The organism is Massilia sp. 01N417 (assembly GCF_056399645.1).
The window spans coordinates 56329-81391 of the sequence record NZ_JBFTRS010000008.1 but is presented as its reverse complement, the minus strand read 5'-3'; the positions used below and the strand labels follow the sequence as shown (position 1 = coordinate 81391).

At 64.8% G+C, this 25063-nt stretch carries 20 protein-coding genes; 6 read left to right on the top strand and 14 right to left on the bottom strand.

Annotation, left to right across the window (positions count from 1 at the left end):
- Position 1 precedes the first annotated feature (1 nt).
- Positions 2-2368 (bottom strand): TonB-dependent receptor domain-containing protein, encoded by a 2367-nt coding sequence (locus tag AC1DOQ_RS10945; protein WP_477363233.1) that lies wholly within the window; start codon positions 2366-2368, stop codon positions 2-4.
- A 228-nt stretch (positions 2369-2596) separates the two neighbouring features.
- On the opposite strand from AC1DOQ_RS10945, the gene AC1DOQ_RS10940 reads away from it, so the two are divergent.
- A complete protein-coding gene (locus AC1DOQ_RS10940) occupies positions 2597-3958 on the top strand; it encodes an amino acid permease (RefSeq protein ID WP_477363230.1) in 1362 nt (453 codons plus the stop codon).
- A gap of 164 nt (positions 3959-4122) precedes the next feature.
- A complete protein-coding gene (locus AC1DOQ_RS10935; RefSeq protein ID WP_477363227.1) occupies positions 4123-5064 on the top strand; it encodes a hypothetical protein in 942 nt (313 codons plus the stop codon).
- A 182-nt stretch (positions 5065-5246) separates the two neighbouring features.
- Here AC1DOQ_RS10935 and AC1DOQ_RS10930 read toward each other — a convergent pair whose 3' ends face one another.
- The 5 genes from AC1DOQ_RS10930 to AC1DOQ_RS10910 form a co-directional block, all read right to left on the bottom strand.
- The gene (locus AC1DOQ_RS10930; protein WP_477363224.1) at positions 5247-6314 is read right to left on the bottom strand and encodes a porin; all 1068 of its coding nucleotides are present in this window, start codon (positions 6312-6314) and stop codon (positions 5247-5249) included.
- 25 nt (positions 6315-6339) lie between these two features.
- Positions 6340-7650, bottom strand: a complete 1311-nt coding sequence (locus tag AC1DOQ_RS10925) for an MFS transporter (RefSeq protein ID WP_477363221.1) — start codon at positions 7648-7650, stop codon at positions 6340-6342.
- A gap of 154 nt (positions 7651-7804) precedes the next feature.
- Positions 7805-8668, bottom strand: a complete 864-nt coding sequence (locus tag AC1DOQ_RS10920; RefSeq protein ID WP_477363218.1) for a class II aldolase/adducin family protein — start codon at positions 8666-8668, stop codon at positions 7805-7807.
- A gap of 18 nt (positions 8669-8686) precedes the next feature.
- Entirely contained in the window at positions 8687-9682 is a 996-nt protein-coding gene (locus AC1DOQ_RS10915; RefSeq protein ID WP_477363215.1) for a PDR/VanB family oxidoreductase, read from the bottom strand.
- Positions 9683-9699: 17 nt separating this feature from the next.
- Complete coding sequence (locus AC1DOQ_RS10910; protein ID WP_477363212.1) at positions 9700-11235, bottom strand: Rieske 2Fe-2S domain-containing protein; 1536 nt, start codon at positions 11233-11235, stop codon at positions 9700-9702.
- A gap of 285 nt (positions 11236-11520) precedes the next feature.
- On the opposite strand from AC1DOQ_RS10910, the gene AC1DOQ_RS10905 reads away from it, so the two are divergent.
- Positions 11521-12195: a GntR family transcriptional regulator gene (locus tag AC1DOQ_RS10905; RefSeq protein WP_477363209.1), complete on the top strand. Its 675-nt coding sequence runs from the start codon at positions 11521-11523 to the stop codon at positions 12193-12195.
- Complete coding sequence (locus tag AC1DOQ_RS10900; protein ID WP_477363206.1) at positions 12192-13229, top strand: lysozyme inhibitor LprI family protein; 1038 nt, start codon at positions 12192-12194, stop codon at positions 13227-13229. The genes AC1DOQ_RS10905 and AC1DOQ_RS10900 overlap by 4 nt, the downstream gene beginning before the upstream one ends.
- Here the strand turns inward: AC1DOQ_RS10900 and AC1DOQ_RS10895 are convergent.
- The 6 genes from AC1DOQ_RS10895 to AC1DOQ_RS10870 form a co-directional block, all read right to left on the bottom strand.
- Positions 13226-13357: a hypothetical protein gene (locus AC1DOQ_RS10895; protein WP_477363202.1), complete on the bottom strand. Its 132-nt coding sequence runs from the start codon at positions 13355-13357 to the stop codon at positions 13226-13228. The two genes, AC1DOQ_RS10900 and AC1DOQ_RS10895, sit on opposite strands and share 4 nt — an antisense overlap.
- Entirely contained in the window at positions 13347-14000 is a 654-nt protein-coding gene (locus AC1DOQ_RS10890) for a TonB family protein (protein ID WP_477363199.1), read from the bottom strand. The genes AC1DOQ_RS10895 and AC1DOQ_RS10890 overlap by 11 nt, the downstream gene beginning before the upstream one ends.
- A 101-nt stretch (positions 14001-14101) precedes the next feature.
- Positions 14102-14674 carry a flavin reductase family protein gene (locus AC1DOQ_RS10885; RefSeq protein WP_477363196.1) on the bottom strand — a complete coding sequence of 191 codons (573 nt, stop codon included), beginning with the start codon at positions 14672-14674 and terminating at the stop codon, positions 14102-14104.
- A gap of 34 nt (positions 14675-14708) precedes the next feature.
- Positions 14709-16667, bottom strand: a complete 1959-nt coding sequence (locus tag AC1DOQ_RS10880) for a CocE/NonD family hydrolase (RefSeq protein ID WP_477363193.1) — start codon at positions 16665-16667, stop codon at positions 14709-14711.
- Between the two features lie 72 nt (positions 16668-16739).
- Entirely contained in the window at positions 16740-17636 is an 897-nt protein-coding gene (locus AC1DOQ_RS10875) for a PLP-dependent cysteine synthase family protein (RefSeq protein WP_477363190.1), read from the bottom strand.
- A gap of 105 nt (positions 17637-17741) precedes the next feature.
- On the bottom strand, positions 17742-20084 hold the full coding sequence (locus AC1DOQ_RS10870; protein WP_477363187.1) for a hybrid sensor histidine kinase/response regulator: 2343 nt from the start codon (positions 20082-20084) through the stop codon (positions 17742-17744).
- A 144-nt stretch (positions 20085-20228) separates the two neighbouring features.
- Between AC1DOQ_RS10870 and AC1DOQ_RS10865 the strand changes: the two genes are divergently transcribed.
- On the top strand, positions 20229-20618 hold the full coding sequence (locus tag AC1DOQ_RS10865; RefSeq protein WP_477251277.1) for a cupin domain-containing protein: 390 nt from the start codon (positions 20229-20231) through the stop codon (positions 20616-20618).
- Between the two features lie 25 nt (positions 20619-20643).
- Here AC1DOQ_RS10865 and AC1DOQ_RS10860 read toward each other — a convergent pair whose 3' ends face one another.
- Both AC1DOQ_RS10860 and AC1DOQ_RS10855 read right to left on the bottom strand, forming a co-directional pair.
- On the bottom strand, positions 20644-21354 hold the full coding sequence (locus AC1DOQ_RS10860; RefSeq protein ID WP_477363184.1) for a hypothetical protein: 711 nt from the start codon (positions 21352-21354) through the stop codon (positions 20644-20646).
- A 394-nt stretch (positions 21355-21748) separates the two neighbouring features.
- The gene (locus AC1DOQ_RS10855) at positions 21749-24163 is read right to left on the bottom strand and encodes a glycoside hydrolase family 31 protein (RefSeq protein ID WP_477363180.1); all 2415 of its coding nucleotides are present in this window, start codon (positions 24161-24163) and stop codon (positions 21749-21751) included.
- Positions 24164-24394: 231 nt separating this feature from the next.
- Between AC1DOQ_RS10855 and AC1DOQ_RS10850 the strand changes: the two genes are divergently transcribed.
- Positions 24395-25036, top strand: coding sequence for an HAD family hydrolase (locus tag AC1DOQ_RS10850; protein WP_477363177.1), 642 nt, complete (start codon positions 24395-24397; stop codon positions 25034-25036).
- Positions 25037-25063: the final 27 nt, after the last annotated feature.

Below are 25063 nucleotides of genomic sequence, written 5' to 3'. Positions count from 1 at the left end.
TCTACATGCCCGGGCCGCCGCCGCCCGGACCACCGCCGCCGAAGCCGCCCGGGCCGCCCGGCGGCAGACCGCCACGCCGGCCTTCGCCGTCCGGACCGCGGCCCTCGCGCCGCTGACCGCCGCCCTGCACGCCGCCGAAGCGGTAGGACAGGCCGATGAAGGCCATGCGCCCGTCGTAGCGCGTGATCGAGTGCTGCTTCAGGTAGGTGGTATCGGTGATGGTTTCCATCTTCTGCGAACGGAACACGTCGCGGACGTCGAACACCAGCGACAGTTGCGGTGTCAGGCTGCGCTTGTAGGTGAAGTTCAGGGTCGCCAAGGGTTCGCGGTAGCCGGTGCCGACCAGGGTCTTGCCCTGGGCGCTGATCATGAACTGCAGCATGTCCTGCGGCGTCATCTGGTAGTTCAGGCGGCCGCGCGCGGTCAGCGAGGTCGCCGATCGCGTGTACTCGGCACCCGTGATGTCGATCTGCTGCTGCTCGGTGTAGGCCAGGTTGCCGCTGGTGTTGATCGTCAGCTGCGGCGTGAGCTTGCCGTTCAGCGAAAACTCCAGGCCACCGGCACGGTTGCGGCCGCCGTTCTCGAATGTCGTCAGCAGGACGGTGTCGTTGACCGCCACCTGGCGGCTGCGGATCATGTCGCGGTCGGCGCGGTAATAGGCGCGCAGGTTGGCGTTCAGCTGGCCGGCCTTGGTCTCGTAGCCGATCTCGAAGGAGTCGGTCTGCACCGGCTTCAGTTTCGGGTTGCCGCTCTTTTCGTTCAGCTCGTCGACATAGGTGACGAAGGGGTTCAGCTGGTCGCCGGTGGCGCGCCGGATCCGGTGCGCGTAGGCGAAACGCAGATTGGTCGTGTCGTTCAGCTTGTAGGTCGCGAAGGCGCTCGGGATCCAGTTCAGGTAGCTGTTGGTGGCGCTCAGGCCGGGCTGCTCCAGGTCCATGTGCGTGTGCTCGGTACGCAGGCCGACCAGGGCACCCCAGCGCTCGTTCACCTTCCACTGGTAGGAGCCGTACAGGGCGGCGTCGCGCTCGTCGACCTCGAAGGCGTTGGTGCGGCGGCCATTCGCGACCGCGGCGCCGGTGCGCGGATCGAAGTCGAAGTAGCGGTTGTCGAACTGGCTGTCGGTGTCGATGATCTTGTAGCCCAGCTTGACGATGGCGCCGCTCTCGAGCGGGGTCTCGTAGTCGCCGGTGTAGTCGACGATCCGCACCTTGTTGGCGATGTCCTGCAGGCTGCTGGTGTCCGTGCCCGAGAAGGGCTGGCCCGGATCGATGGGGCGCGGCGGCGCGAGCGTGTACCGGTTGGCGAAACGCGCGTCGCTCGCGTTGTCCGTGCTGGACACGCGCAGGTCCATGCGGAACAGTTCGCCGATCTTCTCGCCCTTGTGGTCCCAGCGGGCGCCCAGGTTCGTGGCGGTGTTGTCGCCGCTGGTCTTCTGGGTGCGCACGTAGTCGCTGTACGGGGCGCCGTCGTTGGCGATGACGTAATGGTTGCGGACGAAGTTGTCGGTGTCGCGCTTCGTGTGGCCGGCGCTGGCCTCCAGCGTGTCGTCCTGGCCCAGGTTGTATGAGAGCTGGCCGCTCGCGCCCGCCATGTCGTTGAGGCCCGTGCGCATGCCCGTCGTGCTCGTATGCTGGTCGGCACCGGTGCGCGGATCGATGCGGTCACGCTCGGTGCCGGTGGTCTGGTTGCGGCCGTCGTGCCGGACGAAGACGCGGCCCTGCATGCCCCAGCGTCCACTGTTGTAGCCGCCACCCACCGTCGAGTTGTAACGCCCGGCCGTCCCGTAATTGACGTTGGCCACGCCCTGCCCGCCCGGACGGCGCGAACGCTTCATCACCAGGTTCAGGATCGGACCGCCGCCGCCCTCGTTGCCGAACTCCGCGCCGGGATTGTTGATGACCTCGATCGAATCGATGTCCTCGGCCGGCATGGCCTGCAGCATCGCGCCGCGCCCTTCCCCCTGCAGCATCGCCGATGGCTTGCCGTCCACCAGGATCTGCACATTCGTATTGCCGCGCAGGGACACGGTGCCGTCCGGATCGACGCCGACCGACGGCACATTGCCGAGCGCATCGGCGGCGCTGCCGTTCGAGCTGCTGGCATCGCTCTTGACGTCGTAGACCTGGCGGTCGATGCGGTTGGTCTGGCGTTCGCCGACCACGTTCACGGACTGGACCTTGCCGCCGGTCGCGGCCTGGCCACTGGTGGCGCCGCTCGATGCCGGGGCCGCGGCCGGCGCGCTGTCCGCCGTCTGGGCGATGGCTGGATGCAGGACGGCGAGGTCGCACAAGGCCAGGCCGAGTGCCAGGTAATGGGCGCGGCGGCGCCGGGACGCACCGCCGCCAAGCTTGCGTTGGGAGTGGTTCATTTGATTGTTGTAGGCGTTGAACGAGTCTCGAAAGCGCCGACCGGACGCAATGCCGGACGAACGAAGCGTGCAGGATACCTGAACAGCAGCAAAAGTTGCCGATCCTTACAACTCTTTGCACATGTCAATACATGAATGCGTAGAGAACGGCGGGCGATAATCTCCCCCGCAGGACAGGCATCGATTATCATTCCTGTCTTTCAGGAATACACCTAAGGCGGGAACCCGATGGCGCTCCACGAAAACCACCTCAAACGCGGCCTCAAGAGCCGGCACATCCAGCTGATCGCCCTCGGCGGCGCGATCGGCACCGGCCTCTTCCTCGGCGTCGCGCAGACGGTCAGCATGGCCGGCCCCTCGATCCTGCTGGGCTATGCGGTGGCCGGCCTGATCGCCTTCCTGATCATGCGCCAGCTCAGCGAGATGATGGTCGACGAACCGGTGGCCGGTTCGTTCAGCCACTTTGCCGATAAATACTGCGGCCGCTTCGCCGGCTTCATGACCGGCTGGAACTACTGGGTGCTGTACGTGCTGGTCAGCATGGCCGAGCTGTCCGCGGTGGGCATCTACGTGCAGTACTGGTTCCCGGAGATCCCGACCTGGGTCTCGGCCCTCGGCTGCTTCGTGTTCGCCAACGCCATCAGCATGTTCAACGTGCGCGCCTTCGGCGAGACCGAATTCTGGTTCGCGGTCATCAAGGTGGTCGCCATCGTCGCCATGATCCTGTACGGCATCTTCCTGCTGTTTTCGGGCGGCGCCGGTCCGCAGGCGGGCGTGGCCAACCTGTGGCAGCACGGCGGCTTCTTCGCCCACGGCATCGAAGGCCTGGTGATGTCGATGGCGGTGCTGATGTTTTCCTTCGGCGGCCTGGAAGTCATCGGCATCACGGCGGCCGAGGCCGACAACCCGTCGAAGTCGATCCCGAAAGCCACCAACCAGGCCCTGTGGCGCATCCTGGTGTTCTACGTCGGTTCGCTGGCCGTGCTGCTCTCGCTGTATCCCTGGGACCAGATCAAGCCCGGCGCCAGCCCCTTCGTCCTGATCTTCAAGGCACTCGACGCCGGCGCGGTCGCCCACGTGCTGAACCTGGTGGTGCTGACCGCCGCCGTCTCGGTCTATAACAGCTGCGTGTATTCGAACAGCCGCATGCTGTACGGCCTCGCCACCCAGGGTCACGCCCCGCGCGCGCTGCTGAAGGTGAACGAGCGCGGCGTGCCGCTGGTGTCGCTGGGCGTGTCGGCCGTGGCGACCGTCATCTGCGTGGCCGTCAACTATGCGCTGCCGGGCAAGGCGCTGGGCATGCTGATGGGCCTGGCCGTGGCGGGGATGATGATCAACTGGGCGATGATCAGCTGGAGTCATCTACGTTTTCGCCAGGCCAAGGCTCTACGTGGAGAGAAGCCGGTGTTCGGCAGCCCGTTCTATCCGGTGACGAACTGGATTTGCCTGGCGTTTTTGGCGGGGATTTTAGTGATCATGTATATGACGCCGGAGATGCGGGTGTCGGTTTGGTTGATTCCGGTTTGGTTGGCACTGTTAGGGATGGGGTATCGGTTTCGGGAATTGCGGCGACTAGAACTAAGCCGATGAGCTCCTCACTGAATTTCGCCACGTCATGTGGAAATAGCGCCGACTCATCAAAACGAAAATTTCATGGCAAATTGAAATTTATCTTACTTGCAAGAAAATATAATTTTGTCCATAATATATGAGTTATCAAGCTCTAGCCGCGCACGTATGTGTGGTTTTAAAATATGGATAAAATATTATTGACAGCCTTTCTATCGTCCCTTGCGGGCTTCATCACCTCTGTACTTAGTATTGTCAAACTAGTCAACGAAAAAGAAAGCAAGACAACGGATTATCGACAGAATTGGACTGACTCTGCTCGAACAGAGTTGGCTAGTCTTATTGGTTTATTAAATGCGCAAGCATCGCACATTACATCGACCAACAAAGTTGCGCAGAGACTATATGACCTGCACAAGGAAGATTTCCCTAAGGGGCAAGAAGAGCTTAAGGAGAATGCCACTGAACATTTTAAGCATAGCCTAAAAGAAAACCAAGCACTTGTCCGCGAAACCCGGCAGCAAATTTATCAATCGTATGCAAGAGCAAGACTGCATTTCAAGCCCGATGACATTAGTTTTAGCCGCGTTGAACAGCACTTCAATTTAATCATAGGTCTCCTCCAGGATTTACAAAACTCTGAAAAACCTGAGGAAATGGCTTCCCTGCGGGAGAAGGTTCACGCTGCGGCAAACGAGATGACTGGCTTCTGTCGACACATTCTGAAGACCGAGTGGGAGACCGTAAAAAAAGGCGAACGTGCCTATCAATTAACAAAAAAATGGTCGATCGCCGGTTCGATAGCGATGCTTTTCATTTTGCTTTCGATTGGAATTCATGCAGGGCTTTCAATGTGGAGAGCTGATTTAACTTCGGAACGCAGCAAACTTTTCGGGCAGAGTACAAATCCCGCGAATTCGCAAAAAAAGGTTGATGAATCACAAGTATCTTTAACCGAAAGCTCGGCAACAAGACCGACTTCGAACTCAGCATCAATTAGTCAGATTTCAAGTCTTACGATCTGCCCCACGATAGCACCGCAAGCTGCAGCCAAGGCAAATATTGTCAGTAATAAGCCTCAAAAAACGTCGCCCACGACATGCAGTCAAAGTTCTCCTCTAAATTAGTTTGTATTCAAAAAAGGGGCGCCATTTACCAATTAGGTTTTTCGTGGAGATCCAGTGTCTACGCGATATCCTCCTGACTCCGCAAGAGAATTTGTAATCGCCCACTGAGACAGCGCCCTTCTGTCGGGAGCTGAGTCGGCCTCAACGCCGGTCTCAGCTCCCGAACCTGATAAGGTCCCACCTCAGAACGAGTGCCGCAACCCAATCATCGCCGACTTGTCCCCGGTCCCCGACTCGATCGCACTACCCACCGTATAGCTCGCGCCATTCCGGTTATTGATCTTCGAGATCGCCATATTGATGTCGGTCCGCTTCGACAAGGTATAGCGGTAGCCGATCGCAACCTGCGACGCATCCTGGTTGAAGGCCGTACGGTCATCCTTGTAGATGTACGAAGCCAGCAAGGCGTGGACGCCACCGATGGGCACCGTCAGGCCCACCATCGCATCGCGGCTGTCGGTCGAAGCGATCGCCGGGCGGCCGTAGGGATTCGCCGTGTTGCGCAGCACCGAGCTGTTCAGGCCGCGGTTCCAGTCGTACAGCCCGTGCAGCTTGACCACGCCGAAGTCGTACACGGCGGCGATCGTCGTGTTCTTCGCATTCTCGGTACCATGCAGGGTCGCGCTATCGTTGTTGCGGTTGTGGTAGCCGAGCCGGACCTGCAGCGGGCCGTTGGCCCAGGCCAGCGATCCGCCCAGCTGGCGGCCGGAGGCGCTGCTGCCGCTGACCTCGCCCGGCGCCGCCACCAGTTCCACGGTCACGCCGTTGGCGGTCGGCGAGATGTACTTGACCGTGTTGTCCATGCGGCTGAAGGAATTGCCGCTGGTGCCGAGCAGGTTCTTGGTATCGCCGACCCAGCCCGAACCGAAGGGATCGGCAAACACCTGCACCAGGTAGTGCGGCGTGTATTGCCGGCCGAGCAGCACGCTGCCGAAGCCGCCCTGCAAACCGACATAGATCTGGCGTCCGAACAGCAGGCCGCCCTGGCCCGATGCACCGGTGTCGGGCTGGAAGCCGCTCTCCATCAGGAACAGCGCCTTGAGGCCGTTGCCGAGGTCCTCGGTGCCCTTGAAGCCGAGCCGCGAGCCGCCGGTGGTGCCGCCGGTGATCTTGGTCATCGAGCCGGCGGTGCCGCCGCTTTCGCGTACCACCGCCGTGTCGAGCATGCCGTAAATAGTGACGTTAGTCTGGGCGCCAGCCAACTGCGATGCTGACGCCAGCAAGGCAGATACGATCAGTTTCTTCCTCATCCGTTGTCTCCGTTTTTTGTCCGCATTATCTTGGGTTGACCGCCTTTGCAGGCAATGCAAAGGTTAGCACACAGCCAACTAATAGACAGACGGCAATCGCGATAACGCCCGCATTCGTGCTGTTTGTCATGGTTTTCACCACACCCAGCATGTAGGGCGCGATCATGCCGGACACGCTGCCGACCGAATTCGCCAGCGCGATGCCGGCAGCGGCGGCCGCACCTGTCAATACGGCGGGAGGCAGCAGCCAGAATTGCGAGATCGTGGTGATGATGCCCATGGTCGCCAGGGTCAGCGCCAGCATGGCGATGGCGGTGTTGTCGGCGTAGGCCGCGCTCCAGGTCAGGCCGACGGCGCCGGCGACGCCTGCCAGCGCCAGGTGCCAGCGGCGTTCGCGCCGGATGTCCGAACTGCGGCCGACCAGGATCATGGTGATCGTCGCGGCGGCGTACGGGATGCAGGTGAGCATGCCGATGTCGAAGGGGCTGGAGACGCCGCTGGCCTTGATGATGGTCGGCAGCCAGAAGCTGATGCCGTACAGGCCCATGGTGTAGAACAGGTAGATGCCGCTCAGCAGCCAGACGCGCGGGTTCACCAGGCCGTCGCGCAGGTTGTGCAGGTGGCTGCCGTGCTTGTCCTGGGCGAGGTCGTGCTCGATCAGCGACTTCTCGCTGTCGTTCAGCCACTTGGCGTCGGCCACTTTATCGTCCAGGAAGAACCAGGCCATGCAGCCGAGGATGATGGTGGGAATGGCCTCCAGCACGAACACCCACTGCCAGGCGTGGTGGCCGCCGACATTGTCCATCGTGCCCATGATCAGGCCGGACAGCGGTCCGCCGATCACGCCGGACATCGGGATGCCGGTCATGAACAGGGCCGTGACCTTGCCGCGGCGGCTGGCCGGGAACCAGTAGGTGAGGTACAGCAGGATGGCGGGGAAGAAGCCGGCTTCGGCGACGCCCAGCAGGAAGCGCAGCGCATAGAAGCTGGCCGGCGACTTCACGAACATCATGGCCGCCGAGATCACGCCCCAGGTCACCATGATGCGGGTGATCCACTTGCGGGCGCCCACCCTGAGCATGACGATGTTACTCGGGACTTCGAACATCAGGTAGCCGGCGAAGAAGACGCCGGCGCCCATGCCGTAGACGGCCTCGGACAGGCCGAGATCGGACATCATTTGCAGCTTCGCGAAGCCGACGTTCACGCGGTCGAGATAGGCGAAGACGTAGCATAGAAACAGAAAAGGCAGCAGGCGCCAGGCGACCTTCGAGTACGCCCTGGACGCTTCGTCGATCGTGGATGCGCCAACTGCCACCTTGGTTGAGCTCAGCATTGTTTTGTCTCCAGATATGGTTATGGAACGTGCCCGGTCGGGCGGCATCTCGTGGATGCCGCTTCCGTGGTCTATCGTCCGCGGTGTCACCGCCCGTGGTCGGCGGCTTGAAACAATGGAGCAGCGGGATAGCTAACTGAACATCAGTCAAACCTCAGTTAAACATATCGGGCTGCGTTTTTGCCAACTGGTCAAAAATCGGCTGGAAGTGCAGCCAGCCGATGTATTCGCTGCCGACGTGCTCGCGGCTGTAGCGCGAGCGGTCCGGCGGCACCATCACCGGCTTGATGCCGGTCGCTTCGATCATCAGCTGCTGCCGGCAGCAGCGCTCCAGCGCGATGAACCAGAAGGCGGCCGACTCGATGCTGTGCCGGCTGGCGGTCAGCAGGCCGTGGTTCTGGTGGATCGCCGCCTTCACGCCCTTGAACCAGTCGCACACCGACAGCCCCGCCTTTTCCTCCACCGCCACCTGGCCCGCCTCTTCGCGGATCACGACGTGGTCCTCGAAGAAGGCGGCGGCGTCCTGGCTGATCGGATCGAGTTCGCGGCCTAGCGATGCAAAAGCGGTGCCGTAGACGGTATGCGCATGGCACATCGCGACGATGTCCGGGTGCGCTTCATGCACCGCGGCGTGCAGCACGAAGCCGGCGCGGTTGATCGCATACTCTCCCTCGACCACGCGGCCCTGGTGGTCGGCCAGGATCAGGTTCGACACCTTTACCTGCGAGAAGTGGACGCACATCGGGTTGGTCCAGTACAGCTCCGGATGCTCGGGGTCGCGCACCGTCAGGTGGCCGGCGAAGCCGTAGTCGAAGCCGTGCTGGGCGAAGGCGCGGCAGGCCGCGACCAGGCGCTCCTTGCGGTGGCGGCGTTCCTCGGCCGGATCGTCGAAGGCCGGGATTTCGGGGTAGATGACGTCGGCCTGGCGCGGATGGTAGATCGATCGCAGCGCGTCTTTCTGCGATTGCGCGATGCGTTCCGCCTCGACGGGGGCGAACTGTTTTACTTTGTCCAGCATGTTGTCTCCTTCAGTGATTTATAGATCGAGTACCAGCACCGGGCTGGTGGCGCGCGACACGCAGGCGGTCAGGAACTGGCCGTGCTCGTCGTCGCCGAGGATGTAGTCGCGGTGGTCGACTTCGCCCTCGAGATAGCGGATCTTGCAGGTAGCGCACAGGCCGGCCTGGCAGGAAGTTTCGATGCGGACGCCGTTCTGCTCCAGCACGTCGGCGATGCTGCGGTCGGCCGGCACTTCGAGCATGGCGCCGCTGCTGGCGATCTTCACGATGAAGGCGCCGGGTGCCGGCGTCGCTGCGCCGGCCGGCGGCTCGGGTGCCTTGAAGTGCTCGCAGTGGACCGTGCCGGCCGGCCAGTGGCCGGACGCTTCCGCACAGGCCTTCATGAAACCGGCCGGGCCGCAGTAGAACAGGTGGACGCCCTCTTCCGGTTCGCGCAGCAGGGCTTCGATATCGAGGCCGTCGGCCGGATTGCCGTGGTCGAAGTGATGCACTAGCTTGCCGTGCTGCCAGGCGATGCCGAGTTCTTCCCTGAACGCGGCGCAGCCGGGATTGCGGGCGCAGTAGTGCAGCTCGAAGGGGATGCCGGCCTGGTCGAGCGCATGCGCCATCGACTTCAGCGGCGTCACGCCGATGCCGCCGGCCAGCAGGAGCACCTTCTTCGCCTGCGGCGCCAGCTCGAAGTTGTTGCGCGGCGCGCTGACCGTGGCCAGGTCCTGCACCCGCAGTGCCTCATGCAGGGCCTTCGAACCGCCGCGCCCCTTCTCGTCGCGCAGCACGGCGATCACGTAGCGGTGGCGCTCGGCCGGCGAATTGCACAGCGAGTACTGGCGCGTCATCCCGTTCGGAAGATGGATATCGATGTGGGCGCCGGCGCTGAAAGCCGGCAGCTCCTCGCCCTGCGGATGCACCAGTTCGTAGGAATTGATGCCGCTCGCCTCGAAGCGGATCTGGCGCACCAGCAGCGAGAGCGTGCTCCTGTCGCGGCCGATGATGTGGGTCTGGGTCATTTCCATGGCTGCCTCCTGCGGAATTACTGCCTGGTCGACTGTTCCAGCTCGTCGAACTTCCGGCGCACGAAGGCCGCGCGCTCGTCGCCCTTCAGGCTTTCGCTTTGCGTGAGGATTGCGACGATCTGGCGCGTCACATGGCGGCGGCGCGCCACTTCTTCCTCGACGGTCCCTCCTTCCGGCACCTCCAGCACATTGCCCGAGCAATAGCTGTTCGGCGCGGCCGCGTTATCGCGCAGCCACTGCGCGAATTCCCGCGGGCCGGCGGCCGGATTGCTGCCGCGGACCGCGTCGCGCAGCATCTTCCGGAACAGGAAGACGCCGGCGTCGAACTTGGTCGGGTTTTCCAGCGCGTGCACCGCGATCGGGCGCTGGCTGATGATGGCTTCGTAGTCGCCCGGCGCGTATTGGCACTCCTTGTAATTGTGGCGCGCGCGGTGGTCCGACGGAATCGGCGGCATGTCTTCGAGCTTGTACTTGCCGAAGCGTTCGGGACGCCGCATCGCCACCTGGCCTTCGAGGAAATCGATGGTCTCGTAGCCGACCATCTGCTTGTTGCCGATGCCGCGGGTGTCGATGCCGGGGCCCATCACGCGCCAGCCGATCATCTTCGAATTCACGTCGTCGACCGGCACGGTCCAGCGAATGATGTGGAAGCGCGAGAACAGCTTCTTGTTCGAGCCGTCTTCCGAGGTGTAGGCGTGCAGGCTGAGGTTCGGCAGCACCTGGTGCTGGACGCGCACGAAGAGCTTGTCCTTGTTGACGCGGCGGGCGCCGGCGCATGCCAGGCCGCGGCCGCCGTGCACGGGGATGAACTGCATGTCCGGCGCGACTTCCATCGAGGCGGCGCCGACTTCGTCGAAGGTCGTGCCCTGGTACTGCTTGTTGACGACGTTCTTGGCCGAGTGCAGCGCGGTCGGGTGAAAGTTGTCGGCGGCGTTGTCCTGCACCTGCAGCCAGTTACAGTGCTGGAAGTTACTGTAGGGGACCAGTTCGTCGCCCTCGGCCACCGTGAAGTTACCCTCCCACTCGGGGAAAGGCGGTTCGTCTTCCGGCGGGCCCATATAGGCGAACACCAGGCCGTGGCGCTCGAAGGCCTTGTACGCGCCTTGCTTGATGGAGCAGGCGTACTTCTCGGCCTCCTTCTCCTCGCCCTTCGGGAACGGCACGTGGAGGCAGGTCCCGTCGACGTCGAACACCATGCCGTGGTAGCAGCACATGATGCCCTTTTCCTGGATCGCGCCATATTCCAGCGAGGCGCCGCGGTGCACGCAGTGGGCGTGCAGCAGGCCGACGCGGCCGGAACCGTCGCGGAAGGCGACCAGCTCTTCGCCGAGGATCTTCAGGAAGTGCGGGGTATCGGTCAGCTCCATCGACATGCAGACCGGATGCCAGAAGCGGCGCATGTACTCGCCCATCGGCGTGCCGGGACCGACTTCGGTCAGTTCCGGATCGTGGCCCGGCACTTTATTGGTGTGGTAGCCGCCGTAAGGGATCAGTTTCTTCGCAACCGGCTGGGTCTGGGCGGCGGCTTCGGCGGTCTTGTCGCGGGTGTTCATGTGGGTCTCCTCTGGCTCGATGGTGGCTGCGCCCTGGGGCTGCATCCGTGTTCCGTATTCTGTATACAAAGCATACAGGCAAAATTTTTTGTCGTTCGCACAGCTTGCGGTCCGGATTCTTCGTAGGGTGCCGGCCGCTCTGTGTTCTGTATACAGAGTACATTCTTAGCTCACCCGGCGCGCTTGTCAACCGATTTTTTGTATCGCGCGCTCCCGTTCCGGTGTCACGGCTTAATAAATTGACTTCGGTTCCAGTAGACGTATACTGAATACAAAGGTGAACCCATGCTCAAACAATTATCGAAAATCCAGGTACGTCCCGACCTCGTCGACCAGGTCTATCAATCGCTGCTGGACGCCATCAGCGACGGCTCGCTGCCGCCCGGCGCCCGCATCACCCAGGAGGAAATCGCCGAGCAGATGGACGTCTCGCGCTCGCCCGTGCTGCAGGCCCTGCGCCTGCTGAAGAAGGACGGATTGGTAAAGGATGCGCCGGGACGCGGCGTGCTGGTGGCGGAGCTCGATCCGCAATGGATCGGCAACCTCTACCAGGTGCGCGGCGCCCTCGACACCTTGGCGGCGCGCCTGGCCGCCGAACGCAAGGCCGCGATCGACCCGCACATCATCGCCAACGGCCGCAAGGCTTCGCGCGGCAAGGACGTGAAGGCGATGATCGATGCCGACATCGCCTTCCATACCGCGATCTACCAGGCCTCGGGCAATCCGCTGATCTTCGAGACGACCCAGTTCCACTGGGTGCATTTGCGGCGCGTGATGGGCGCGGTGCTGCAATCGGCGATGCAGCGCGAATCGATCTGGGACGAGCACGAGGCGATGGCGCAGGCGATCGCCGACGGCGACGTCGCGCGGGCGGTCGAGATGTCCGACCATCATGCCACCGAGGCGCGGCAGAATCTGGTGGCGCGGCTGAATGAAGTCCTGAGCCATCGGGTAGCATGAGGCGCCTTGCCTTGGCCTGGGCGGCGATGGCGCTGGCCGCGTCGGCTGCGGTGCTGGCTGCCGGCCCCTATCCGAACACCGCCAACTTCGGCGTGCCGTTTTCAAAGGATGAGGACTGGTACAAGCAGTGCATGCGGGTCGAACGGGTGCAGCCGGCGCCTGCCCCTGCACAAGTCAGGGCGGCGCCGGACTGCGACGCCGTCGACCTCTATGACCGCAAGCGCAGCCAGGCCAGCACCTCGCAGGCCGAATGGGATCAGGTCCGCGCCTGCGCGCTGGCAAAGAACGACAACGGCGTGCTGATGATGCTGTATGCGAACGGCTATGGCGTGGCGCGCGATATGGACCGGGCGATTCATCACGCCTGCATCGTCGACTACATCGCAAAGGCCGAGATGACGTCGCGCGTCGCCCATCTCGCCGGCGCGCAGGCACAGGACAAACCCATCGATGTCTGCGACGACATCACCAGCGGCTATATGGGCGCCGTCTGCGCGCAGCGGCGGGAAACGCAGAACGGCCGGACGCGCAATGCCCGCCTGGAGCGAATGGAACGCGCGCTTCCTGCCGCAAGCCGCGCAGCATTCTCGACGCTGCGCCAGGCGGCGGAGCGCTACGCCAGCGAAGCCGGCAGCGGCGAGAACGACGCCCGCGGCACGGCTGCAGCGGACTTCGCCTTCCAGCGCCAGGCCAAGCTGCGTGAACAAGCCATGCAAGCCATGCTCGACACCGTCGCCGGCAAGCTGCCCGCCGCATCCGCCGAGGACTTCGCGCAATGGGACCGCCAGCTGAACGAGGCCTATGGCAAGGTCATGGCGATTCCGTCGACCCAGGACGGCCATCCCGACCGCATCGGCGACTCGACCATCGAACACGCCGACGTGCGCAAGGACCAGCGCCTCTGGCTGGCCTACCGCGACGCCTTCCTCGCCTTCCGCGCCAGCCTGCCTTCGGGTCCAGGCGCGGACGCGATCAGGACCTTGCTGACCTCCCAGCGGACGGCCGAGTTGCGCGCACTCGAGAGCTATCGCTAGCGCGGGTCGACGTCGACGCTCAGGGTCGACAGGCAGGAGTCCACCAGCCTCGCCGGCACCTGGACGCCGGGGTCGCGCGGAACGTGGCCGCCCGCCACGTCATGGGTCCTGAAACCCTCAGTGTGCATCGCCCAGCACGCGCAAGTGGTCGATCGCGACGACGTTGCCCTGCGCGGCGGCCTTGGCGTACAGGCGGTGCGCTTCGGCGATATCCCTGGGAACCTGCTTTCCGGACTCGTACTTGGAAGCCAGCGCGATCTGCGCCATGGGCTGCCCGGCTTCGGCCGCGCTGATCACCAGCTTCAGGCCGGCCGCCTGCTCCGCCTCGGTCCTGCTTGGCGCGCTCAGCAGCGCGCCAAGCGCATAGCGCGCTTCCAGGTTGCCGTCGAGGGCGGCTTGCTGGAGCCCCTTCCACAGCTTGCCGCTCGACGGCTCCATCGTCCACACATACTGGACCTGCCCCCACATCGTCACCGGCCGGTCGTTGAGCGTGCCTGGCGTATGGGGACATTTCCTGAAAGCGGTCTGCGCGGCCTGGTCGAGGTCGGCCGAACCGCTGGACAACAGGATTGTAGAGTCGAGCACGGCGCCGCTTTCATCCACCTGGACGCCGACGATGACCAGGCCTTCCTCGCCCCTTCGCAAGGCCGGCTTTGGGTAGCCGGGAAACTTGCAGCGCGCCGCGTCGATCGAGGGCAGCTTGAACCGGGTTTCCTCGGCAAGCGCGGATCCTCCCGTGTGCGACAGCGCCGCGGCGAGAACGAGGGTCAAGGTGATCCGCTTCATGGGCGCGCCCGATACGAAAGTGATTGGAATGACAATCTTAGGGTATTGTCATCACGGCCACAAGCCTTGATGGCGCCGGCGCGCAATCAGCCCATGTCGTCGCCGGCAAAGAACGGCGCCCCGATCTCGAAGAAGTGGCCGCCCGCCACGTAATGAATGCTGCGCATGCCGCCCTCTTCCATCTTCCAGTACGCGCCGTCGAACACGGCGGGATCGGCCCAGGCGGCCACGACTTCGCCGAGGAAGAGATCATAGGCCTGCTGGATGTGCGGCTCCGGAATCAGCCGGCACTCCAGCCAGCCCAGGCAGCCTTCGACCAGCGGCGCGGCCACTTTCGACCCCGCGGCGGTGGCAATGCCGTGCGCGGCGAACTTGTCGACCTCGGCGCCGGTCTGGTTGCCGACGTCGACGGTCAGGCGCGCCTGCGCCCGCGACGGGATGTTCAGCACGAACTCGCCCGAGGCCTCGACCAGGCCGCGGGTGAAGGTCGACTTGTCGATCACCACCGCCACCTTGGGCGGGTCGAAGTCGAGCGGCATCGACCACGCCGCCGACATGATGTTGGACCGCCCGCCGTGGCGGCTGGTGACGATCACGGTCGGGCCGTGGTTCATCAGGCGGTAGGCTTTGCTTAACTCGACTGCGACGCGGTCGCTCATCCTGCTGCTCCTTTCGAACGGCCGCGTGCGCGCATCAATGCGCCGGCATCACCATCAGCTGCAGCCCCGAAGGCGTCTGCGCCGCATGGTAGACACGCTGGGTCGCGGCCTTGAAATCTTCCGGCCTGGCCTTCGGAATCGAGGTGAAGGTTTGCGGGTTCAGGTCGATCAGCGGGAACCAGGAACTCTGCACCTGCACCATGATGCGGTGGCCGCGCCGGAAGGTGTGGTTGACGTCGCCCAGATGGTAGCTGATTGCCTCGATCTTGCCCGGCACGAAAGGCTCCGGTTTCTCGAAGCTGTTGCGGAACTTGCCGCGCAGCGGGTTGCCGCGCACCAGTTGCTGGAAGCCGGCCAGGCTGGTCTCGGGGGCGCCGACGTCCCTGCCTCGAGGGCCGCGCTCACTCGATGGGTACTCGTTCGGATACACGTCGATCAGCTTGACGACCCAGTCGGCGTCCGTGCCGGTGGTCGAGACGAACAGCTTGGGCGTGACCGGGCCGGCGATGGTGACGTCCTCTTCCAGCACGTCCGACTGGTAGGTCAGCACGTCCGGGCGGGTGGCGGCGAAGCGCTGGTCGGACACCATGTATTCCTGCGGCACCCCGGTCGACGCATAGCCGATATAGGGCACCGGTTTCTTCGGATCCGAGACGTACTCGTCATAGTCGGCGCCGGCGGCCGGCTGGGTCCAGCTCAGCTTCCCGCCGGGCGCCAGGTAGAGCATGCGCGCCTTGGCCGGCGCCGGCGGCCAGGCCGTGTACTGGCGCCAGATGTTGGAGCCGGTCTCGAACACGGTTACCTCGGCGATCGGCCGGGCCGGCTTCACGCCCTTCAGGTGCTGTTCGAAGAAGGGGAACTGGATCTGGGTGCGGAAGTATTCGCCGGTCTTGCTGTCGAAGCGCACGTGGCCCAGTTGCTGGCCGTCGTAGCGCGCCCAGCCGCCGTGCACCCAGGGACCGATCACCAGGCCGCTGAAGGTGGCCGGGTTGAACTTCTTGACCGCCTGGTAGGTCGTGAACGGGCCCTGCGGGTCTTCGGCGTCGAACCAGCCGCCCACGCTCAGCACCGCGGCCTTCACGCCCTTCAGGTGGCGCGCAATGTCGCGGGACTGCCAGAACTGGTCATAGGTGTCGTGCTCGATGGTCGGCGCCAGGTAGGCGCGCTGGCCGTCGGTCAAGGTCGCCAGGATGTTCGGCATGGTCAGGTGGCGCAGGAAAAAGTCGTAGGCGTCGGAGGCGCCGTAGTCGAAGCGCTCGCGGCTCTTCGGGCCGGTGGTCGGGTTCTTCTGCTCGACGAAGTTGGCGTAGAAGCCGAAGTTCCCGGCCAACATGAAGGCGCCGCCGTGGTAGGAGTCGTCGCCCATGTAGAGGTCCGTCACCGGCGCCTGCGGCGAGGCCGCCTTGATCGAGGGGTGGGAATCGATGATGCTGGCGGAGGTATAGAAGCCCGGGTAGCTGATGCCGTAGATGCCGGCCTTGCCGTTGTTGTTGGGGATGTGCTTGAGCAGCCATTCCATGGTGTCGTACATGTCCTGGCTTTCCTGGCCCTCGCCGGCGGCGCGCTGCGCCTTCAGGTGCGGGGTCATCTCCTGCCACTTGCCCTCGGACATATAGCGGCCGCGCACGTCCTGCTTGACGAAGATGTAGCCGGCGTCCTCGAATTCCTTCGATGGACCGATCGAGGCCGGGTACCAGTCCTCGCCGTAGCGCAGCTCGCCGTCGGCGTACACGCCGGCGCTGTACGGGGTACGGTTGATCAGGAAGGGATAGCTCTTCGAGCCGTCCTTCGGCACGTAGACCACGGTGAACAGCTTCGTGCCGTCCCGCATCGGGATCCGGTACTCGTACTTGGTGTAGCTGGCGCGCAGGTCGCGCTGGACGGCGGGCGCATCGGCGGCCACGGCATTGGCGGCAAAAGCCGAGGCGGAGGCTGCGCCCGCGAATGCGAAGGCTAGCGACAGTGCGAGGATGGAAACAGGACGGCGGCTCATGATTTCCTTATCGGAAAGATAAAGCCGCCAGTATATGTTCAGTAAGTAAGATTTGTCATGCCTGGCAACCGGCTAAAAGTACTTCGACAGGTAGAAGGCGCCCGAGTCCGGGAAGACGGTGGCAATGCGCAAGCCCTGCACATGCGGCAGCAAACCGGCGATGCCGGCGGCCACGCAGCCGCTCGATCCGCCCGCCAGGATGCCCTCCTCGCTGGCCAGGCGCCGGCACCAGGCCAGCGCGTCCTCGTCCGCCACCTGCACCACGTCGTCGACCACGGCCGGATCGAAGCTGCGCGAAGGCTGGCGCTTGCCGACGCCTTCTATCTTCGTATCGAACTCGCCGTGCGGCCGCTCGTCGGTCACCAGCTTGCGGTAGGACGAGTGCAGCGGCTCGACGCCGATCACGCGCACCCGCGCATCGCTCTCCTTCAGGTAGCGGCCAATGCCGGAGATGGTGCCGCCCGAGCCGACGCCGCAGACGAAGACGTCGATCTCGCCGGCCAGCTGCCGCCACAGTTCGGGGCCGGTGTCGCGGTAATGGGCCTCGCGGTTGAGGTGCGTGCAATACTGGTCCAGGTAGTGGGCTTCGTGCTCGCGGGCCAGGCCTTCGGCACAGGCGTGGTACTCGTCCGGCGCGCAGGCGTGGACGGTGGCGCCGTAGGCGGCGATGCGCCTGAGCTTTTCGGTGCTGGTGGTGTCCGGCACCGTGACGTCGCAGCGCAGTCCCATCACGGCGCTGGCCATGGCGAGGGCGGCGCCGGTATTGCCCGAGGAGCTCTCGACCACGTGGCGGGTGCCGGCCGGCATATGGCGCAGCATGTAGCGCACCATGCGGTCCTTGATGCTGCCGCCCGGGTTCATGTACTCGAGCTTGGCCACCACGTTCGCCTCCGGGAACACCCGGCCAAGCCTGACGACCGGGGTCTCGCCGATCGCGTCCATCACGGAATTCCTCACTTGGGATTGCACGCCTTCTCCTCCTTATAGTTGCTATGGAGAAAGGCTAGCACGAAGAGTTTTTGCGTGGCGCAAGATTGCAAACAATCGTGCGCGCCACGTGTCACAGTCTACCGGTCACAGCCGCCGTGCCGCGACGGCGGCGATCACCGCCTGCTTGAGCTGCAGGTCGGTGAAGGGCTTGGTCAGCACGCGCGCCGTCAGGTCGGAGGCGCCCGCCACCAGGCTGCCGTAGCCGGACGCGAACACCAGCGCCACGCCGGGATGGTCGGCGACGATCCGGCGCGCCAGGGTCAGGCCGTCCTGGTCCGGCAGGCTGTAGTCGACCACCGCGACGTCGAAGCGCTCGCGGCCCAGGAGTTCGATCGCGGCGGCGGCGGTCGGCGCTTCGGCGACGCGGTAGCCGGCACTGCCCAGGATGTCGCGGTACAGTTCCCTGGCCTGGGCATCGTCTTCGATCAGCAGCACGCGCAGGCCGTCCGGGTGGATGACGCGGTCCGGCTGCGCCAGGGGTTCCGGCGCCGCGGCGGCCTGCTGGCCCTGCCCGCCCAGCATCTGGCGGACCTTGGCGGCCAGCTTCTCGCGGCGATACGGCTTGCTCAGGAGTTCGACGCCGGGGTCGAGGCGGCCGCCATGGATGATGGCGTTCTGGGTATAGCCCGAGGTGTACAGCACCTTCAGGTTGGGCAGCAGGGCCTTGGCCTGGCGCGCCATCTCGGTGCTCTTGATCTTGCCCGGCATGACGACGTCGGTGAACAGCAGGTCGCAGCGCACGCCGGCGCGCAGCACGGCCAGCGCCATCTCGGCGTTGTCGGCGCGCAGCACCTGGTAGCCGAGTTCGGACAGGATGCCGACCACGGTGGCCTGCACGCTCGGGTCGTCCTCGACCACCAGGATGGTCTCCGAACCGCCGCGCACCTCGCCGCCGAGCTGTTCCGGCAGCGCCTGCTCGGCTTCCAGTGAACGCGGGAAATAGGCCTTGATCGTGGTGCCGTGGCCGACTTCGCTGTAGATGCGGAAGTGGCCGCCGCTCTGCTTGACGAAGCCGAAGGCCATCGACAGGCCCAGGCCGGTGCCCTGCCCCTCACCCTTGGTGGTAAAGAAAGGTTCGACGGCGCGCGCCAGCACCTCGGGCGTCATGCCGCTACCGGTGTCGCTGATCGCCAGCAGCACGTACTGTCCCGACGGCACCTCGTGGGCCGCGCTCACATAGGTATCGTCGAGCATGGTATTGGACAGCTCGATGGTGAGCTTGCCGCCGTTCGGCATCGCATCGCGCGCGTTGATCGCCAGGTTCAGCACCACGTTCTCGAGCTGGTGCGGGTCGACCAGGGTATTCCACAGCGAGGCCGAGACCGCCATCTCCACCTCGACGCTCTCGCCGACGGCGCGCTGCACCAGGTCCTCCATGCCGCGCACCACGCGGCCGGCGTTCAGCACCACCGGCTGCAGCGGCTGGCGCCGCGCGAAGGCCAGCAACTGGGCCGCCAGCTTGCCGCCGCGGTCCACCGCCGACAAGGCCATGTTCAGGTGGCGCTGCGCGGCCGGGATCCCGGCCACGGTGCCGCTCATCAGCTGCAGGCTGCCGCCGATGACTTGCAGGATGTTGTTGAAGTCGTGGGCCACGCCGCCGGTCAGCTTGCCGACCGCCTCCAGGCGCTGCGAATGCTGCAAGGCCTGGCGCGCATCCTCGAGCTGGGTGCGCTGGGTGATGTCGCGGGTGATCTTGGCAAAGCCGACCAGCTTGCCTTCGGGATCGCGGATGGCGTCGATCACCACGCTGGCGCGGAAGGCGGTGCCGTCCTTGCGCACCCGCAGGCCTTCGGCTTCGAAGCGGCCGTCCGCACGTACCTGGGCCAGCACCTGTTCGGGCTTGCCGTTGCGGCGATCTTCCTCGGTGTAGAAGCGGCTGAAGTGGCTGCCGACGATTTCATCGGCCGCATAGCCCTTGATCTTGCGGGCGCCGGCATTCCAGGTCGTCACCACGCCTTCGGGGCTGAGCATGTAGATGGCGTAGTCGACCACGCTCTCGACCAGCAGCTTGAACTGCTCCTCGGTGTGGCGCAGCGCATCGCGGGCCAGCTTCCTGTCGGTGATGTCGCGCGTGATCTTGGCAAAGCCGAACAGTTCGCCGTTGTCGTCGTGGATCGCGTCGATCACGACCGAGGCCCAGAAGCGGCTGCCGTCCTTGCGCACGCGCCAGCCTTCGGCCTCGAAGCGTCCCGCTTCCAGCGCCGTCTTCAGGGCCCGCTCGGGCACGCCGGCCGCGCGGTCGGCTTCCGTGTAGAAGCGCGAAAAGTGCTGGCCGAGGATTTCCTGTTCCTCGTAACCCTTGAAGCGGCGGGCACCGGCGTTCCAGCTCGCCACCGTACCGTCCGGATTGAGCATGTAGATCGCGTAGTCCGCCACCCGCTCGATGAGAAGCTGGGCACGGCGCTGGGCATTGAGGTCGCTCGACATGAAATTATGGAAACTTTAAATTCCCGAGTATAACAGTGGGGTGGCCGCCTGCGCGGAATCCTGCGGTCTTATACAATCGATATTGGGCAGCAGCTGTCGAACGCAAGAGGCAGCTGCCGAAACTGAATCAACAGGAGAACAAGCATGTCGGGTTACAGCATCAATATCGAAGAAAAAACCCTCGCAGGTAACAACTTTCGCGAGGTCCTGTACACGACCCCGCGCAGCCAGCTGGTCATCATGACCCTGCAGGCCGGCGAAGAGATCGGCATGGAACACCACACCGGCCACGACCAGTTCATCCGCGTCGAAGCCGGCACCGGCGTCGCCATCCTGGACGGCGAAGAGCACAAGCTGGAAGACGGCGTGGCCGTGGTGGTGCCGGCCGGTACCGAGCACAACGTGATCAACACCTCGAAGACCGAGCCGATGCGCCTCTACACCCTGTACACGCCGCCGGAACACCCGGACGGCATCGTGCACGCGACCAAGGCCGAGGCCGACGAGTACGAGAAGCACCACCACGAAGAGTGATGCCGGCCCGCCGCGGTTTCAGCCCTCAGCCCTTGCAGGCGAAGCCGTAGCGGGTCATTTCGCAACCGCGCCGCAGGCACTGGCGTTCGTCATAGCCGTGGGCGCGGCATTGCATCAGCGTTTCCTCGCGGCGCTGGCGGGCCGAGGGTTCGGCCTTGGCCGCCCTGGCGCTGGCCTCGGCCTTGAGGCGCTTGCGGACATGGCTGCGCTGGTGCCTGGGCGGGGCGATGTCGGCGGGCTGGTCTTCGGCTTGCCCGGCCTGTCCGGCCTGGGCCGCGCTGCTCGCCGGCGGTGTCGTGGAGACCAATGCGGGTGATTCCGGCGCGGGCTGGCCTGCGCCGGCGTCCGTCTGTGCGACTGCCGATCCGCCCACCGCAGTGCTTCCCGCCGCAATACTTCCCTCCGCACTGACAGGCGCAGCCGGCGCGGGTACCGGCGTGACCGGCGCGGCTACGTTCGCCGGCAAGGACGGTGATGCCTGCGCCGTGTCGACGCGCGGCGCGGCGGATGCGGGGGCGGCCTTCGGCGGATCGGCGGGATTGGTGTTCGCCACCACCACCAGCGCGCCTTCGACCCGGCTCTGGTCGTACAGGTAGAGGCCGCCGCCGGCCAGCAAGGCCAGCAGCACGCTGGCCGCGCCCCAGGACACGAGGCGCCGCGCCCAGAGGCGGCTGCGTTCCGTGCGCTGCTGCTGCTCGGCGTCGAGGGCCAGGCGTTCGGCGAGCCAGGCCGGCACCTCGTCCTCCGTGCTGTCGGCCGGTGTCCACGGTTCGGTCGCCTGCGGCGTCGCCCGCCTCGGCTGCGGCGGCGTCGGGGTTGGCGTCGGCGGCGGGATGGGCTCGGCAAAAGCCGGGGGCTGCGGCGCAAACCCCTTGGCCGGGACGGTCGCGTCGGGCTCCGCCGCTTGCGGACGCGGCTTGACGCCCGGGCGTGGCCGCGTGACTTGCCCGGCGGCGCCCGGGTCCGGCGGCTTGGACTGTGCCGAACCGCTTTCGTTGAGATCCTGCAGGAGTTGAGGCTTCATGGTGCGGTAGATCGCTTCTGCTTCACCGCAGTTTAACGAATCGCCGACCATGCCGGAGCGCGCCTGAACGCCGGCGCGCCTCCGGCTCAACCGTACAAGGCCCTGCTCAGAGGGCGATCGCGACCGCCATCGGCGCCTGGCGCAGGGCCGGCAGGTTCACCTCCAGCAGGCGGCGGCGGGCGTCCCAGCGGAAGACCTGGGCCTTGCCGTTGACCTGCACGGCGCGTGGCCGTCGCGTCACGTTGTGGACCTTCAGCGCGAAGGCATGCGAGGTCGGGCCATAGCTGGCGCCGGTTTCCGGCTGCAGGGCGATCTCGAGTTTGCCGTCATCGAGACGGCTGCTGAAGCGCACCAGCTCGTACTTGCCGGCGTCGAAGGCGTTCGGGGTCTTGCCGTCATCGTCGTACAGCTGGCCGGACGAACTCTTCACGCCGGCGTCGTGCCAGTAGTGCAGGTCGAGCGTACGGGTCGAATAGTCGCGGGTGCTCTGCACCACCTTCGCCAGCGGCACGAAGGCGCCGGCGCGCACATAGGTCGGGATATGGTCGGCAACGGGCTTCACCACTTCGGTGATGCCGCCGCGGTGCGCTTCGTCCGTATGGAAATCGAACCACGTCGATCCCTTGTCGGGGAAGTGCACTTCCTTGCGCGTCGCGCCCGGCTCGACCACCGGCGCCACCAGGAAGCTCGGGCCCCACAGATAGGTCGAGGAGATCGCCGCCGCCGCTTCCTCGTCCTGTTCCTCGAACAGCATCGGACGCATCATCGGCATGCCGCTGCGGCTGTTCTCGAAGGCGATCGTGTAGTTATACGGCAGCATGGCGTAACGCAGGCGCACCGCCTCGCGCGCCAGCGCTTTCGTCCGCGGTTCGCGGAACACCGGCTCGGCCGCCACCTCTTCCTGGGCATGCGGACGGAACAGCGGCTGGAACACCCCGTACTGCAGCCAGCGCACATAGAGTTCGTCGTCCAGCATCGGGCCGGCAAAGCCGCCGAGGTCGGAATGCATCCAGGCCTGGCCCTGCATCCCCATCTGCAGCGAGATCTCCATCTGCGACTGCAACCCGCCCCAGCCGCGGCTGACGTCGCCGGACCAGGGGATCATGCCGAAGCGCTGCGAGCCCGAATAGCCGGAGCGCATCAGGATGAAGGGGCGCTCGTCCGGATAGTCGCGCGCATAGCCGTCGTGGATCAGGCGCGCCCATTCGTGGCCGTAGATATTGTGGACCTGGTCGGCGCTGCCGGCCGCATGCCGGGCCTCGGCCGGATGGACCTCAGGCTCGCCCAGGTCGCCCCACCAGCCGGCCACACCGCCCGATTTCAGGTTCTTGTAGATGTTCCAGAACCAGGTCCGGGCTTCCGGCTTGAAGACGTCGACCAGGCCGGTGTTCCCGAAGTAGAAATCGTAGCGCAGGGGCTGGCCGTCGCTGCCGGTGGCGAGCACGCCCTGCTGCGAAGCTTCGTTCCAGCGCTTCGAGGTCGTCAGGATGAAGGGCTCGGTGATCAGCACCGTCTTGACGCCCTTCTGCAGGAAGTCCGCCATCATCTTTTCGGGCTGCGGGAAATTGTCGCGATCCCAGGCCAGGTTGCCCATCGTGCCCTTGACGGTCTTGCCGAACCAGTAGAGGTCGAGCACCACCGCGTCCAGCGGAATGCCGTCGGCGATGAACTTGTCGACCACGGCGCGCGTCTCGGCCTCGGTGTGATAGCCGAAGCGGCTGGCGAAATTGCCGAAGGCCCAGCGCGGCGGCAGCGGCTGGCGGCCGGTCAGGCGGGTATAGCCGTCCATGATCTGGGCCCAGTCGTCGCCCGCCACCACCTGGTAGGTCTTGGGGCCGCCGATGGCTTCGAAGCGCAGGGTGCCGTCCTTGCGGCTGTCGAGGTCGAGGTAGCCGGCCTGGGGATTGTCGAAGTGGATCGCGTAGCGCTTCGAGGACAGCGCCATCGGAATCCCGTAACCCATCTGCTCGGCGTGGCTGCCGAAGCCGTAGGAAGCCTTGTTATACAGCGGGAAGCGGTAGCCGCGGCGGTTCATGCCGACCGCGCGCGAACCGGCGCCGTACAGGGCCTCGCCGCCGTCGACCGCGAATTCGATCGCCTCCAGCTTGTCGCCGCGGCCGTAGCCGCGCTTCTCGGCCACCAGCGGCTTGCCCTTGTAGCTGTAGCCGATGCGGAAGGGCGACTTCTCGACCGTGACCGTGATGCCTTCGGTGGCGAGCACGATGCGCGCGGCGTCTTCCTGTACCTGGACCGGCACCTGGGCGGCTTGCAGCACGACGGCGTGCGAGGCGGCCTGCGGCATGCCCTCTTCGGCGCTCGGCACGAAGCTGGTCTCGACGATGTTGGGGGCGTAGGGCTTGATCAGGTAGCGGCCGTCGCTGGTGGCGATCTCGTAGCCCTTGCCGCCGACGCTCTTGAAGCCGAGGAAGTGGCGGTCGGCGTTCTGGGCCTGGGCGAACGGGCTGGCAGTCAGGGCGGCGAAGGCGGAGGCGAACGCCACCGCAAAGGTGGTGAATTTCATGGTCTCGTGGTCGTTGTCGTGATCTTGGCGGCCTGGGCGGCCGCAGGCAAGAGCATGCCAGAATTTACATGGTTGAGGTAGTTAATTTACATCCACAACGCAACCGACCTGTGCCACATTCAGTATTTCATGGCTGCATTTCACGTAGTTTGACTACGCCGGACCGCCTCTTACCGGTGCGGCAGGCCGCTCTCCGCTTGAGGTAAGATCCAGGGTCCAGCCAGGAGAACCATGAGTACGACTACCCAAGCCGAAACGCCGCCGCGCGTTCATACCATCGTCTTTGATCTCGGCAATGTCCTGATTCGATGGGATCCGCGCATCCTGTTCAGGAAGATGTTTGCCGAAGACGAAGCGGCGATGGAGCATTTCCTGTCCGAGGTCTGCAACAGCGAATGGAACGAGCAGCAGGACCGCGGCCGATCCTGGAAACACGGCATCGAGCTGGCGATTCAGGAACACCCGTCCCATGAACGCCATATCAGGGCTTTCCATGAGCGCTGGGAAGAGATGATCCCGGGCGCCATCGATGAGACCGTCGAGATCCTTGCCGAACTCCGCGCGCTCGATGTCCGGCTGCTGGCCCTTACCAACTGGTCGGACGAAACCTTTCCCATCGCTCTCAGGCGCTTTCCCTTCCTTGCCTGGTTCGAAGGGATCGTGGTGTCCGGCCGCGAACAGCTCGTGAAGCCGGATCCGGCGATCTACAGGCTCCTGATCGATCGCTACGAACTGGTCCCGCAATCCACCGTTTTCATCGATGACAGCATCCGCAATGTCGAGGCCTCGATCAGGGAAGGCCTGCACGGCATCCATTTTCAAGGCGCCGCCGACTTGCGGGCCAGGCTGAGTGCATTGGGACTTCCCCTGTAGACGATCAACTACAAACACATGGATACC